This is a genomic window from Haloarcula litorea, from assembly GCF_029338195.1.
GTDB classification, from domain to species: Archaea; Halobacteriota; Halobacteria; order Halobacteriales; family Haloarculaceae; genus Haloarcula; species Haloarcula litorea.
Window position 1 is genome coordinate 1,423,318 of sequence record NZ_CP119779.1, and the last position, 13,836, is coordinate 1,437,153.

Annotated in this window: 15 protein-coding genes; 9 read left to right on the forward strand and 6 right to left on the reverse strand. The window is 70.4% G+C overall.

Annotated features, from left to right (window positions below; all coding sequences use genetic code 11):
* The first annotated feature begins 50 nt into the window (after positions 1–50).
* A complete protein-coding gene (gene eif1A / locus P0592_RS07555) occupies positions 51–338 on the forward strand; it encodes a translation initiation factor eIF-1A (RefSeq protein WP_276273670.1) in 288 nt (95 codons plus the stop codon).
* A gap of 34 nt (positions 339–372) precedes the next feature.
* Positions 373–1,317 carry a serine/threonine-protein kinase Rio1 gene (gene rio1 / locus P0592_RS07560; RefSeq protein ID WP_276273671.1) on the forward strand — a complete coding sequence of 315 codons (945 nt, stop codon included), beginning with the start codon at positions 373–375 and terminating at the stop codon, positions 1,315–1,317.
* Position 1,318: 1 nt separating this feature from the next.
* On the opposite strand, the gene P0592_RS07565 is transcribed toward rio1, so the two are convergent.
* Positions 1,319–2,767, reverse strand: a complete 1,449-nt coding sequence (locus P0592_RS07565) for a DUF4397 domain-containing protein (protein ID WP_276273672.1) — start codon at positions 2,765–2,767, stop codon at positions 1,319–1,321.
* 328 nt (positions 2,768–3,095) lie between these two features.
* Between P0592_RS07565 and P0592_RS07570 the strand changes: the two genes are divergently transcribed.
* From P0592_RS07570 to P0592_RS07595, 6 genes are all read left to right on the forward strand, one after another.
* Entirely contained in the window at positions 3,096–3,374 is a 279-nt protein-coding gene (locus tag P0592_RS07570; RefSeq protein ID WP_276273915.1) for an ArsR/SmtB family transcription factor, read from the forward strand.
* A gap of 61 nt (positions 3,375–3,435) precedes the next feature.
* Complete coding sequence (locus tag P0592_RS07575) at positions 3,436–3,717, forward strand: DUF8036 family membrane protein (protein ID WP_276273673.1); 282 nt, start codon at positions 3,436–3,438, stop codon at positions 3,715–3,717.
* Between the two features lie 108 nt (positions 3,718–3,825).
* On the forward strand, positions 3,826–4,551 hold the full coding sequence (gene psmB, locus P0592_RS07580; protein WP_276273674.1) for an archaeal proteasome endopeptidase complex subunit beta: 726 nt from the start codon (positions 3,826–3,828) through the stop codon (positions 4,549–4,551).
* Positions 4,552–4,647: 96 nt separating this feature from the next.
* Entirely contained in the window at positions 4,648–5,196 is a 549-nt protein-coding gene (locus P0592_RS07585) for a KH domain-containing protein (RefSeq protein WP_276273675.1), read from the forward strand.
* 38 nt (positions 5,197–5,234) lie between these two features.
* Complete coding sequence (locus P0592_RS07590; RefSeq protein WP_276273676.1) at positions 5,235–5,603, forward strand: cupin domain-containing protein; 369 nt, start codon at positions 5,235–5,237, stop codon at positions 5,601–5,603.
* A gap of 218 nt (positions 5,604–5,821) precedes the next feature.
* On the forward strand, positions 5,822–6,817 hold the full coding sequence (locus P0592_RS07595; protein ID WP_336406673.1) for an ATP-binding protein: 996 nt from the start codon (positions 5,822–5,824) through the stop codon (positions 6,815–6,817).
* A 36-nt stretch (positions 6,818–6,853) separates the two neighbouring features.
* Here P0592_RS07595 and P0592_RS07600 read toward each other — a convergent pair whose 3' ends face one another.
* A complete protein-coding gene (locus P0592_RS07600; protein ID WP_276273678.1) occupies positions 6,854–7,015 on the reverse strand; it encodes a TFIIB-type zinc ribbon-containing protein in 162 nt (53 codons plus the stop codon).
* Between the two features lie 222 nt (positions 7,016–7,237).
* Here P0592_RS07600 and thsA point away from each other — a divergent pair, with 222 nt between their 5' ends.
* The gene (thsA, locus tag P0592_RS07605) at positions 7,238–8,914 is read left to right on the forward strand and encodes a thermosome subunit alpha (RefSeq protein WP_276273916.1); all 1,677 of its coding nucleotides are present in this window, start codon (positions 7,238–7,240) and stop codon (positions 8,912–8,914) included.
* Between the two features lie 118 nt (positions 8,915–9,032).
* Here the strand turns inward: thsA and P0592_RS07610 are convergent, their stop codons facing one another.
* From P0592_RS07610 to P0592_RS07625, 4 genes are read right to left on the reverse strand one after another with little or no spacing between them, the layout of a single operon-like run.
* Positions 9,033–10,211: a thiolase family protein gene (locus P0592_RS07610; RefSeq protein ID WP_276273679.1), complete on the reverse strand. Its 1,179-nt coding sequence runs from the start codon at positions 10,209–10,211 to the stop codon at positions 9,033–9,035.
* Between the two features lie 45 nt (positions 10,212–10,256).
* Complete coding sequence (locus P0592_RS07615; RefSeq protein WP_276273680.1) at positions 10,257–11,519, reverse strand: oligopeptide/dipeptide ABC transporter ATP-binding protein; 1,263 nt, start codon at positions 11,517–11,519, stop codon at positions 10,257–10,259.
* Complete coding sequence (locus tag P0592_RS07620) at positions 11,512–12,537, reverse strand: ABC transporter ATP-binding protein (protein WP_276273681.1); 1,026 nt, start codon at positions 12,535–12,537, stop codon at positions 11,512–11,514. The genes P0592_RS07615 and P0592_RS07620 overlap by 8 nt, the downstream gene beginning before the upstream one ends.
* Entirely contained in the window at positions 12,534–13,727 is a 1,194-nt protein-coding gene (locus P0592_RS07625; protein WP_276273682.1) for an ABC transporter permease, read from the reverse strand. Before P0592_RS07625 ends, P0592_RS07620 begins: the two co-directional genes overlap by 4 nt.
* Between the last annotated feature and the right edge of the window lie 109 nt (positions 13,728–13,836).

The window sequence follows — 13,836 nt, forward strand, 5'->3', positions numbered from 1 at the left end:
CGCTCGCGAACCGTACAAGACTTAACCCTTCCGGGAACGAACCGTCTCGTATGAGCGACAACGACGGCCGAAAGGACCTGCGGATGCCCGACGACGACGAGGTGTTCGCCGTCGTCACGAATATGCTCGGTGCGAACCGCGTGAAGGTACGCTGTATGGACGGGACAGAGCGCACGGCCCGCATCCCGGGCAAGATGCAGAAGCGCATCTGGATCCGCGAGGACGACGTCGTGCTGGTCGAGCCCTGGGACTGGCAGGACGAGAAGGCCGACATCACGTGGCGCTACGAGAAGCAGGAGGCCGACCAGCTCCGCGAGGAGGGCCACATCCAGGAGTGACCGACCCGATGGCGGTCGCGACGGGGGCCGACGCGTGACCGACGAGCGCCGACACGTCAGCGACGAGGAGTACGGCCTGCTCGACACCGACGAGGCCGACGCACCGGGCGACGAGTGGGAGGAACTGGACGTCTCGGACACCGAGGCCGACCGCATCGCCCGGCGGCGCGATCGGGAGTTCGACGAGTTCCGCAAGCGTATCAAGGACGCCGACCAGTTCAAGGTCGAGGCCAGCGTCTTCGACGACGCCACGTTCGGCGCGCTGTACAAGCTCGTCCAGGACGGCCACATCGACGCCTTCGGCGGCCCCATCTCGACGGGCAAGGAGGCCAACGTCTACACGGCGCTTGCTGAAGACGCGGAGGTCGCGGTGAAGGTCTACCGCATCAACGCCTCCGACTTCAAGGACATGCGGGGGTACCTCGACGGCGACCCACGCTTCGAGGGCATCGGCTCGGACAAGAAGAAGGTCGTCACCGCCTGGGTCCGCAAGGAGGCGTCGAACCTCGAACGCGCCCGCCGGGCGGGCGTGCGCACCCCCGAACCCATCGCCGTCGAGCGCAACGTCCTCGTGATGGAGTACCTCGGGACCGACGCCGGACGGGCCAAGCGACTCAGCGAGGTCCACGTCGAGAACCCCGAGACGGCCTACGGCGTCGTCCGGGAGTACGTCCGGCGGCTGTACGACGCCGGGCTCGTCCACGGGGACCTCTCGGAGTACAACGTCGTCTTCCACGAGGGCCAGCTCTACGTCATCGACCTCGGGCAGGCGGTCACGGTCCACCACCCCAACGCCGAGGAGTTCCTCGAGCGGGACTGCCGGAACGTCGCGAACTTCTTCGCCCGCCAGGGGGTCGACGCCGACCCCGACGACCTGCTCGCGTACGTCCGCGACCACGCCACGCCGGCCGACGACGAGGACACGGCCCCGGACGACGAGGACGTCCCCGACAGCGCCACGGACCTGACCGAGGAGTGACTCAGCCGGACATCCCGGTGTCCTGGGTGACCAGCAGGTCGAAGGCGGTGTCTTCGGGTTCGTCGTCGGGCGTGAGGTACCCGGCCGCGAAGGCCGTGTACACCTGCCCGCCGTTCAGGCTCACGTCGAAGTCGGCGACGACCTCGCCGTCGTTGCTCTCGGTGTCGCCGCGGATCTGGAGCGTGTAGTCGTTTGCCGGCACCTCGACGTAGCCGGACTCGCCGAAGGCGACCCCGTCGAACAGCACGTCACCGGTGGAGTCGACGGTGATGTCGACCGCTGGGGCGTCCGGAGAGACGTGCACCGCCCGAACCCGCGCCGTGTCGCCGCCCGGGACGGTGTTGTCGTCTCGGAGGACGAGCGGCTGGAACGGCCGGTCCGCCCCGTCACCGACCTCGCCGGCCGCGGCGATGGTGTAGTCGGCCCCCGCCTCGAGGGAGACGTCCCCCTCGAAGACGGTGGTCTCGGCGTCGCCGGCCGGCGTTATCCTGACGGTGTGGGACCCGGCGGCGAGGTCGAGGTAGCCGCTGGTGGCACCGAAGGGGACGTCCTCCAGCACGGCGCTCCCGTCGACGAGGACGTCGACGTTCGGGGCGTTCGGCGACATGTGTGACACCCGGGCGCGGGCGGTCCCGCCGCCCATTCCGCCGGCGCTGGCCACGTCGCCCCGCGCGAACAGCAGGTCGAAGGGGGTGTCGGCGGGCTCGTCGTCGGGCGTGAGGTAGCCCGCCGCGAACGCGCGGTACACTTCCCCGCCTTCGAGGGCGACGTCGAACGACGCCACCGCGTCGCCGTCGTTGCTCTCGGTGTCGCCACGGATCTGGAGGGTGTAGTCGCCAGCGGGGACCTCGACGGAACCGGACCCGCCGAAGGCGACCCCGTCGAACAGCGCGTTCCCGCCCGCCGTCACGTCGACGGCCGGGGCGTCGGGCGCGGCGTGGAGGAGCTGGACGCGAGCCGTGTCACCGCCGGGGTCGGAGTTGTCGTCCTCGAGGACGACGGGCTGGAACGACTCGTCGGCGTCGTCACCGACCTCTCCGGTGGCCGCGACCGTGTAGTCCGTGTCAGCCTCGACGGGGACCGCCCCGCTGAAGACGGTCGTCTCCCGGTCACCGGTGGGCGTTATCTCGACGGACCGCTCGCCGGCGGGCACCTCCAGGTAGTCACTCGTCGCGCCGAAGGGGACGTCCTCCAGCACGGCGCTCCCGTCGACGAGGACGTCGACGCTCGGGGCGTTGGGAGACAGGTGCGCGACGCGCACTCGCGCCGTGCCCGCCGGCGTGTCGGTCTCGGTTTCGGTCTCCATCCCGGTCGACGTGTCCGTCTCCGTCGAGGTCTCGGTCCCACCGCTGCCGCCGTCGCCGCCCGCACAGCCGGCGACGGCGGCGGTCGTTGCGGTCCCGATTCCGAGGAGGATACGTCGACGCGTCGGTGTCGATCTGTCTGACATCGTCCACTCTGGAGAGGGAGTGACAGATAGTTAATACATTTCGCAACTCCGACTAGAATCTCCCGAGAATCTCCCGAAAAGCGGACTCAAATGGACTGAGGCGGTCGTATCTCGTCGAGTGGGCGAAAGCGTTTTGTCCTGATTCGTCCATACGTCCGACACGATGGACGTGCGCTCGAACGCCGCGGTCGGCGGGTGGTCCGTCCCGGTCCGTCCCGGTCGAACCGTCCGCTCGCGGCGTCCGGTCCCGAGAGCCGACACCCGGCCAGCGGACCGCACGGCGGGTCGCCGGTGGTTTCTTGTCGACCGCTGGAGAACGCAGGAGGTGATGGATACGGTCCTCTGGCAGGTGCTCGCCGGTACCCGCGGGGGACCGAACCGAGCCCGTATCCTGCGTGCACTGGACGAGCGGCCACGGAACGCGAACCGCCTGGCGGATGACCTCGACCTGGCGTACAACACGGTTCGACACCACCTCGACGTACTCGAGGAGAGCGATGTCGTCACCAGCAGCGACGAGGACTACGGGACGGTCTACCTGCCGAGTGACCGGGCACGCGCTCACTGGGAGACGGTCGAACGAATCATCTCACAAGTCGACGAATGAACCACGAACACGAACCCAATCGACGGCCCCGCTCGCTACTCACCACGGCCGGAGGGCCGGGATGAGCCTGATGCTCGACGCCGCCAGGGTCGCGGCGGCACTCAACATCGCGCTGCTGCTCGGCCTGCTGGCCCTCTGGATGCGGACCTACCGGGAGATCCGCGCTCCGCTGACCCTCGGGTCGATGGTGTTCGCCGCGCTCCTGTTGGCCGAGAACGTCGTCGCGCTGGCCTTCTACCTGCGCCCGCCACCGATGCCCGGGTTCGCCGTTCAGGTGATGATGGTGCTGCAGATCCTGGAGACGGCGGGCATCGGCGTCCTCGCGTACGTGACCTGGCAGTGAGACGGGACCGCGACACGCGCCGCGGGGCGAGGGCGGAAAAGGCCGACGGTGGGCGACAGCGGCGGGGGTAACAGAGAGTTTTTATCCGACAGGGTACTTTGTCGGGGCATGAACGGAAACGGGATCGGCGACATCAGCCTCCCCCACGCCGGCGACGCGCAGGTCGACATCACGCAGTCGGAACTCGTCGAACACCCCGGGGACGTCCCCGGCCACGAGGCCGGCGACGTCGAGACGCTGAAGACCGGGACCACCACGGTCGGCCTGAAGGCCGACGACGGCGTCGTGCTGGCGACGGACATGCGGGCCAGCCTCGGCAACATGGTCTCCAGCAAGCAGGCCAAGAAGGTCGAGCAGATCCACCCGACGGCCGCGATCACCATCTCCGGGTCCGTCTCGGCGGCCCAGTCGCTCATCAGCACCATCGAGGCCGAGGCCAAGCTCTACGAGATCCGCCGCGACAAGGAGATGTCGATGAACGCGCTGGCGTCGATGCTGGGCAACCTCCTGCGCTCGGGCGCGTACTTCATCGTCGTCCCCATCCTCGGCGGCGTCGACGACGAGGGCCCCCACATCTACAGTCTGGACGCGCTGGGCGGCCGCACCGAGGAGGAGTACACGGTCTCCGGTTCCGGGTCCCAGTTCGCGCTGGGCCTGCTGGAGAACCGCTTCGAGGAGGACCTCTCGATGGACGAGGCCGAGGACCTGGCCATCGACGCCGTCCTGACGGCCATCGAGCGCGACACCGCCTCCGGCGACGGCCTCTACGTCAGCCGCATCACCGCCGACGGCGTCGAGATCGACGAGTACGACGACCTCGACGAGCTGCGGTAACGCCGCTCCTGGGGTCGGCCGCGTGCGGTCGTGGCGCACACGGCCGGTGAACGCCGAAGTCTTAAACAGGCAGAACCCCGTAGCTCGGGGTATATTATGAAGCACGTGAAGATTCCGCAGGACCGAATCGGTGTGCTGATCGGCGAGGGTGGTGAGACGATGCGCGAGATCGAGGACCGCGCCGAGGTCCGCCTCGACATCGACTCCGAGGACGGCACGGTGAAAGTCGAGACCGTCGGCGACCCGGTGACGGCGCTGAAGGGGCCGGACATCGTGAAGGCCATCGGGCGCGGGTTCGCGCCCGAGGACGCGCTGGGACTGCTGGACGACGATCTGATGATGCTCGAACTCATCGACATCGAGGCCGCCTCCCGGAACAAGAACGACTTCCGCCGGCAGAAGGGGCGGCTCATCGGCGAGGAGGGGCGCACCCGCGAACTGATGCAGGAGCTGACCGGTGCCAGCGTCGTCATCTACGGGTCGACGCTGGGGATCATCGGCGGCCCCGAGCAGGTCGACGCCGTCCGGGAGGCCGCCGAGATGATCCTCGACGGCGCGCCCCACGGCTCGGTCTACTCGTTCCTGGAACGCAAGCACAACGAGATGAAACACAAGGGGCTGGAGTACCACCAGTTCACCGGGTAGCCCCGGTCGTTTTTTCGTCCCCGACCCGAACGTGGGGTATGGAGAAACGCTCGCTCGATCGGGCCTTCGACGGCATCGAGGAGGCGTGGTCGCCCCACGTCGGTGCCGAACTGAACGGGCAGGCGCTCAAGCTCGCACGCGCGGAGGACGAGTTCGTCTGGCACCGCCACGAGGACGCCGACGAGCTGTTCCTCGTCCGCGACGGGCGGTTGCGCATCGAGTTCCGCGAGGCCGCGGACGTGGTGCTGGAACCGGGCGAGCTGGTCGTCGTCCCCGCCGGCGTCGAACACCGCCCGGTGGCGGAGCCGACCGCGGAGCTGCTGCTGTTCGAACCGACACAGACCCGCAACACGGGCGACGTCGAGACCGACCTGACACAGACCGAGCGCCGCGAGGTGGACCCCTGACGCGGTCGGCGTCGGCCTCCCGTGGCCGGTCGTCCACGGTCCCCGTCCGGTCCGTCGAGTGGCTCGTGCCTGCCGCCGCCCGTCCCGACGGGACGCCGCCAGCCGGTTCCCGCGGGCGTAAGGTATAACGCTGCAGACACTCAACAACGGGAGAGAACACCGTGGGCGAGGACACCGACGGCAGCACGGACACCGAGGGCCAGACGGTCGGGGACGTGATGGACCGGCTCGAACGGCTCCGGAGCGAGGACGAGGACCGGGCCGAGAGCGCCTCGCGGGGCGTCCTGCTCGACCAGCTCCGGGAGGTCGAGCAACGGCTGCTGGCGTTCGGCGAGGCGCTGGGCGGCGATCCCGACGACGTGACCGACCTCCCCTTCACCGAGGAGGCGGGGCTGGACCGGATGCCCGAACCGCTGTACGTCCGCCACGACACGGAGATGCTGAATCAGGTCACGTCCTGGCTGCTGCAGGACCAGCACATCGGCCTCGTCAGCCCGTACGGGACCGGGAAGTCCGCGTTCCGGGAGATCGTCCTGCGGGACCTCTCGAAACACGACGACTTCGTCGTCACGCACCTGGACAACCCCCGGGAGACGACGCCGCGGGCGCTGTACCGGGCGGTGCTGGAGGCGGCCTACGCCGCCGGCTTCTCGGTGTCGTTCGGTAACTACTCGCAGGTCCGCAACGGCATCCCGTGGGCGACCGCCGAGGCCAAGGACGCCGTCCACGAAGTGATGGGGCGGGTCCGGGGCCACGGCAAGACCCTGCTCCTGGTCGTCGACGAGATCGAGGTGCTGAAGCCGGATCTGCTGTCGCCCCTGCAGGTGGCCGGCGACGCCGGCGTGCGCCTCTTCCTCACGGGGACCCCCGAGGGGAAGCGCCGCGTCGCCGAGATCCGCGGGACGCTGGACTCGCGGCTGCGCTACTACGAGGGGATCGACCCGTTCTCGCCCGACGACGTGGCCGAGTACGTCGCTCGCTCGCTCGCGTACTTCCGGGACGAGCCCTACGAGGGGCAGGCTCCGGACCTGTTCACGCGGGCGGCCATCGAGGACGTCCACGACCGGACCGAGGGCGTCCCCCGGGAGGTCCGCATCGAGTGCCGCGAACTGTTCACGCGGGCGGCGTTCGTCTGGTACCGGACCGGACAGGACGTCGACCGCGTCCAGGTGACGCCGGAGATGCGCCACCGGCGGTTCGGGATGGGGTACTGAGAACGAGCGACGGCGCTCGTCCGCCGACCGCCGTCGTCACACGTGGTTGATGAACGTGACCGCCGTCGAGCCACAGGTCTCACAGCGCGGGTCGTCGGTACCGGTCTCGACCTGGAACACGGCTCCACAGTCCGCACACTCGTACTTGTCCGCGCCGGCCGACCCGAACAGTTCCGTGATGCTGTCGAGGACGCCCATTCGGGACACCTCCACCGATATGTTCGTGCCACTCGATAACAAAGGTGACCGATAGTTCACGCCTACTCCGCACCGTCCGGCGTCGAGAACGGTATTTAAACTACCCACGTTATACAGTCACACACCGTCACAGGGGCGTGCAGTGTGGCGATGCGTCCGCCGGCACGGAAAGCTTTATATAGAATCACAATCAATCATCGTCTGACTATGGCTCAACAGCAGATGGGCAACCAGCCCATGATCGTACTCTCCGAGGAGTCCCAGCGCACCTCCGGGAAGGACGCACAGTCCATGAACATCACGGCCGGGACGGCCGTGGCGGAGGCCGTTCGGACCACACTCGGTCCGAAGGGGATGGACAAGATGCTCGTCGACAACTCCGGGTCGGTCGTCGTCACCAACGACGGCGTCACCATCCTCGACGAGATGGACATCGAGCACCCGGCCGCCAACATGATCGTCGAGGTCGCCCAGACCCAGGAGGACGAGGTCGGCGACGGCACGACGACGGCGGTCGTCATCGCCGGTGAGCTGCTGTCGAAGGCCGAGGAGCTGCTCGACCAGGACATCCACGCCACCATCCTGGCCCAGGGGTACCGTCAGGCCGCCGAGAAGGCCAAGGAGATCCTCGAGGACATGGCCATCGAGGTCGACGCCGACGACACCGAGACCCTCGAGAAAGTCGCCGGCACCGCGATGACTGGCAAGGGCGCGGAGTCCTCGAAGGACCGCCTCGCCGAACTGGTCGTCCGCGCGGCCCAGTCCGTCGCCGACGACGGCGAGGTCGACACGGACAACATCCAGGTCGAGACGGTCGTCGGTGGAGCCACCGACGAGTCCGAGCTCGTCGAGGGCGTCATCGTGGACAAGGAGCGCGTCCACGACAACATGCCCTTCGCCGTCGAGGACGCCGACATCGCCCTGCTGGACACGGCCATCGAGGTCCCCGAGACCGAGCTCGACACCGAGGTCAACGTCACGGACCCCGACCAGCTCCAGCAGTTCCTCGACCAGGAAGAGGCCCAGCTGAAGGAGTACGTCGACAAGCTCAAGGAGGCCGGCGCGGACGTCGTCTTCTGTCAGAAGGGCATCGACGACATGGCCCAGCACTACCTCGCTCAGGAGGGCATCCTCGCGGTGCGCCGGGCCAAGAAGTCCGACATCGAGGCGCTCTCGCGCTCGACGGGTGCCCGCATCGTCTCCAACATCGACGACATCACCAGCGACGACCTCGGCTTCGCCGGCTCCGTCGCCCAGAAGGACGTCGCGGGCGACGAGCGCATCTTCGTCGAGGAGGTCGAGGACGCCAAGGCCGTCACGCTCATCCTCCGGGGCGGCACCGAACACGTCGTCGACGAGGTCGAGCGCGCCATCGAGGACTCGCTCGGCGTCGTCGCCGCCACGCTGGAGGACGGCAAGGTCCTGCCCGGCGGCGGTGCTCCCGAGACCGAGCTCGCGCTCGGCCTGCGCGACTACGCCGACTCCGTCGGGGGCCGCGAGCAGCTGGCCGTCGAGGCCTTCGCCGACGCCATCGACGTCATCCCGCGCACCCTCGCGGAGAACGCCGGCCTCGACCCGATCGACTCGCTGGTCGACCTCCGCTCGAAGCACGACGGCGGCGACGTGACCAGCGGGCTGGACGCCTACACCGGCGAGGTCGTCGACATGGAGGAAGACGGCGTCGTCGAGCCGCTCCGCGTCAAGACCCAGGCCGTCGAGTCCGCGACGGAGGCCGCCGTGATGATCCTCCGCATCGACGACGTCATCGCCGCCGGCGACCTCAAGGGTGGCCAGGGCGACGACGACGACGAGGACGACGCCCCCGGCGGCCCCGGCGGCGGTATGGGCGGCGGCATGGGCGGTATGGGCGGCATGGGCGGCATGGGCGGCGCGATGTGAGCGCCCCCTTGAGAACGCCACCCACTCCAGCCGTCTGACTCGCCGCACCGCTCACGAACCGACCTTCTCTCTATCTCCACGCCCGGAGCCGACGGCTCGTCGACTCGCTGACGGCCCCTCACACCCGCTCGACGAGCGTCGCGATGCCCTGTCCGAAGCCGATACACATCGTACAGAGCCCGTAGCGGCCGTCACAGGCGTCCAGTTGGGAAGGTAGTTTCCCGAGCAGCGCCGCCCCCGTCGCCCCCAGCGGGTGGCCGTGGGCGATGGCCCCGCCCCAGACGTTCGTCCGGTCCCAGTCCGCGCCCGTCTCGGCGAGCCACGCGGCGACGACGGGCGCGAACGCCTCGTTGACCTCGAAGCGGTCGATCTCGTCGACCGCGAGGTCGTTGCGCTCCAGCACCTCCTCGGTGGCGGGGATGGGGCCGGTGAGCATCGTCGTCGGGTCGACGCCGACGACGGCGGTGTCGACGATCCGGACCAGCGGGTCCCAGCCGCGTGCCTCGCAGGCCGCCCCGGAGGCGACCAGCGTCGCGGCCGCGCCGTCGACGATGCCCGAGGCGTTGCCGGGGTGGACGACCCCGTCGCCCGCTTCGCGGAAGGCCAGCGGCAGCTCCCCGAGCGCCTCGACGGTCGTCTCGGGCCGGGGGTGTTCGTCCTCGGCGACGGTGACGCGCTCGCCCTCCAGCGTCGTCTCGACGGGGACGACCTGCCGGTCGTGTGCGCCCGCCTCGGCGGCCGCGGCCCAGCGGCGCTGTGAGTCGACGGCGAGCTCGTCGAGTTCGGTCCGGGAGAACCCCCACTGCTCGGCGATGCGCTCGGCCCCCTCGCCCTGGGTCGTCAGCTCGTCGAAGTGCTCGAAGTAGGTGTCGGTGACGCCGCCGGGGTCGGCGTAGCTGTGGCCCTCGCCGGGCGTGTCGCTGCCCATCGGCACGCGGGTTATGTGCTCGACGCCGCCGGCGACCAGCAGGTCCGCCAGCCCGCCACGGACCTGGCCGGCGGCGAAGTTCGCCGCCTGCTGGCCGGAGCCACACATCCGGTTCAGCTGCACACCGGGGACGGAGTCGCCCCAGCCGGCGACCATCGGCGCGATCCGGCCGACGTTCAGTCCCTGTTCGCCGACCGGGACGACACAGCCGTAGACGACGTCCTCGATCTCGGGGCCGTCGAAGCCGTTCCGCGCTTCGAGCGCTCGGAGCGGCTCGGCCGCGAGGTCCTGGGGGTGGGTGTCGCGGAACGACCCGTCGCGGGCACCGAACGGCGTCCGGACCGCGTCGACGATGTACGCCTCTCGCATAGGCCGAGTGGAGGAGCGGCGGTCACATCACTGTTCGGCCCGCGCTCAGTCGTCGTCGGCCCCGACGAGCGGCTCGCCCGGCTCCGCCGCGTCGTAGCGGTGACACGAGACCGAACAGCCGTTGACGGCCGTCTCGTCGGGCGACTCGCGCTCGCAGACGGTCGGGACCGCGTCGGCGAGCCGGCCGGCCGCGCGCTCGCGGTCCCCGTCGGCGACGGCCGCCGCGGCGTCGGCGACGGCCGCCTCGACCGGCTCGTCGGGCACCGGCTCCCCGAGACCGAGGGCGGCCCGCACCGCTCCGGGCTCGTCGGCGTCGGTCGCCGCCGGCGGGAGTTCCTCGGTCGCGGCCGCGAACCGGAAGCGGGCGACCGCGCGCCAGACGTCGTCGGGCAGGTCGACGCCGTCGGGCTGGATCAGGTCGGGACAGCGGGTGTGGAACCGACAGCCGCCGGGCGGGTCGGCGGGGTCGGGGACGCTCTCGGTCAGCGGCCGGCCCAGCCCCCGCTCGCCGGGGTCCAGGCTCGGGACGCTGTCGAGCAACAGCCGGGTGTAGGGGTGGGCCGGGCTGGACAGCACCTCGTCGGTCGGTCCGCGCTCGACGATCTCCCCGAGGTACAGCACCGCCACGCGGTCGCAGAACCGCCGGACGGTGTCGAGGTCGTGGCTGATGAACAGCACCGAGACGTCGAAGGACTCGCGGATCTCCGACAGCAGACCCAGGAGCTCGGCCTCCGTGCGGGCGTCCAGCGCGCTCGTGGGTTCGTCGGCCACGACGAGGTCGGGGTCGACGGTCAGCGCGCGGGCGATCGAGAGGCGCTGTTTCTCCCCGTCGGAGAACTCGTGGGGGTAGCGGTCGACGTCGTCGGCCGACAGCCCGACCCGTTCGAGCAGGTCCGCGACGATGGTCTCGCGGCGATCGGCGTCGTCCAGCCCGTGGAGCCGTAGCGGCTCTGCGACGGCCCGGCCGACCCGCGTCCGGGGGTCGAACGCCTCGTTGGGGTCCTGCACCACGAGCTGGACGCGCCGTCGGAACTCCCGCTTGGCGGCCCCCGAGAGCGCCGAGACGGGCGTCCCCTCGAACCGGACCTCGCCGTCGGTCGGCTCCTCCAGGCCGAGGACGGTGTGGGCCGTCGTCGTCTTCCCGCTGCCGGACTCGCCGACGAGGCCGACCGTCTCGCCGCGGCCGACGGCGAACGTGACGCCGTCGACGGCCCGGACGCGGCCGACCTCCCGCCGGAGCAGCCCCTCCGTGACGGGGAAGTGCGTTTTCAGGTCCTCGACGGCAAGCAGCGGCGGGTCCTCAGTCATCGCCCTCACCCCGTGCGAGCGGGCGGGCGTCGCGGGCGGCCGCCCGGACCTCGGCCAGTCGGTCGCCGTCGTCGTAGTGGACACAGGAGGCGCGGTGCGTGTGGTCGCCGTCGACGGAGTGTGCGGGCGGTTGCTCGCCGCCCGCGCAGGCGTCGACGGCGTGGGGACACTCGGCCCGGAAGCGACAGCCGTCGTCGGGTACCTCGCTGCGGGCGGGGCGGTCCGGGCGGCGCGCCACCCCGTCGTAGCTGCCGAACAGCGCCTGGGTGTAGGGGTGGGCCGGACGGTCGAAGACCGCCTCGACGGGGCCGCGCTCGACGATGGTCCCGCCGAACAGCACCAGCACGCGGTCGGCGATCTCCGAGACGACCCGGAGGTCGTGGGTCACGAGCAACAACCCCATCCCGTCGTCGAGCAGGTCCCGGAACAGCCCCAGCAGCCGGGCCTGGACGGTCACGTCGACGGCGGTGGTCGGCTCGTCGGCGATCAGCAGATCGGGGTCGGCCGCCAGCGCGATGGCGATGGCGACCCGCTGGCGCATCCCGCCGGAGAACTCGTGGGGGTAGTCGTCGACTCGGGCCGCGGGGTTGGGGATGCCGACGCGCCGGAGCCGCTCGACGGCGACCCGCCGGGCCGCCTCGTCGTCCACGTCCCGGTGGGTCGTGACGGCCTCGACGAGCTGCTCGCCGACGGTGTAGACCGGGTCCAGCGCGTGCTGTGGGTTCTGGAAGACGTGGCCGATGCGGTCCCCCCGGACCGACCGGAGGTCTCCCTCCCCGAGCGCCTCCCCGTCGAACCGGACGCTGCCGCCGACCCGCTCGGCGGGCGGGGACGGGACCAGGCCCGTCAGGGACTCGCAGGTGACGCTCTTGCCGCTGCCGGACTCGCCGACGAGACAGACCGCCTCCCCGCGGTCGACGCTGAAGCTCACCCCCTCGACGGCCCTGACGAGACCGTCGTCGGTGTGGATGTGGGTCCGGAGGTCGTCGACGGCCAGCAGGGGGTCGGCGTCGGTCACTGCCGGTCCCCCCGTTTCGGGTCCAGCGCGTCCCGCAGCCCGTCGCCAGCCACCTTGCAGGCGACGACGGTGGCGGTCAGCGCAAGCGCCGGGACCGTCGAGATCCACCAGACGTCGTGGGGTGCCATCGGGCTCGTGGTCAGGCCCTCGGCGATGGTCGTCCCCCAGGAGTGCAACTCGGCGTCGCTCAGCCCGAGGAAGGCGACCCCGGCCTCGACGAGCACGAGGATGGCGAACAGGTGAAACACCGCCGGCACCAGCGTGTTGGTGACGTTCGGCAGGATGTGGTGGACCGCGAGGTAGCGGTCCGACGCGCCGAGGCTCCGGGCCACCCGGACGTGGCCGGCCTCCCGGCGCTGGAGCACCTCGCTGCGGACGACCCGTGCGAGCCCGCCCCAGCTCAACAGCCCGAAGGTGACGAGCAACAGCAACAGCGAGGGGCCGACGTACATGTACCCCAGGAAGTAGGCGAACAGCGCCGGCAGGCTGAGCTGGACGTCGACGTAGGTCATCAGCAGGTCGTCGAGCCGGCCGCCCCGCAGGCCGGCCGCGACGCCGACGGCGGCCGCCAGCGGCACGACGAACGCCGCCGTGAACACGAGGACGAACGCGGCGGGCCGGGCACCGCGGATGACGAGGTAGTCGAGCGGCTGCCCCCGCGTGTTCGTCCCGAACGGGTAGTAGAGGCTCCCCTGGCAGTAGCGGGTGATCCCCGATCCCTGGACGATCTCGCCGTAACAGGACGCCCCGTACACCTTCGCGGTGACGCCCAGCGGCGGCTGGTACGCGTACAGGAAGTCGACCGTCGGCGACCCCAGGACCGGACCGCCGACGAGGCCGACCGTGACGACGCCACCGAGCGTCCCGAGCGCGGCGAGGAGCCGCCGGTCGCTCCGTATCCGCCCCCACAGTCGGCGGACGGCGGCGGGCCGGCGCAGCGCCGGCACGACCCCGTAGGCCGCGAGCCCGACCAGGGCGAGCAGGACCCCCCACTCGACGGGTGCGACCTCCCACTCCCCGACGAGGTAGATCCGGGCGACGAAGACGTCGTACAGAAACGCGGCGAGGAGTCCACAGACGCCGACGAGGAGGACGAGCCGTTCCGTCGTCACTCGGCGTCGTCGGGGCGATACGTCGTCCCAGGCCACCCGCTGGAAGGGTGGGCGCTCGTCGTCGTCCATGGAGGGCATCGCAATTCGTGTGAGCCAGTGGCATAAATCCACTTGTCCCGGCATCAGCGCCACGTTTTTGCCGTCGTCGGTCCCAACGGCGAGTGATGCCCTCCGCGCAGTTCGTCAC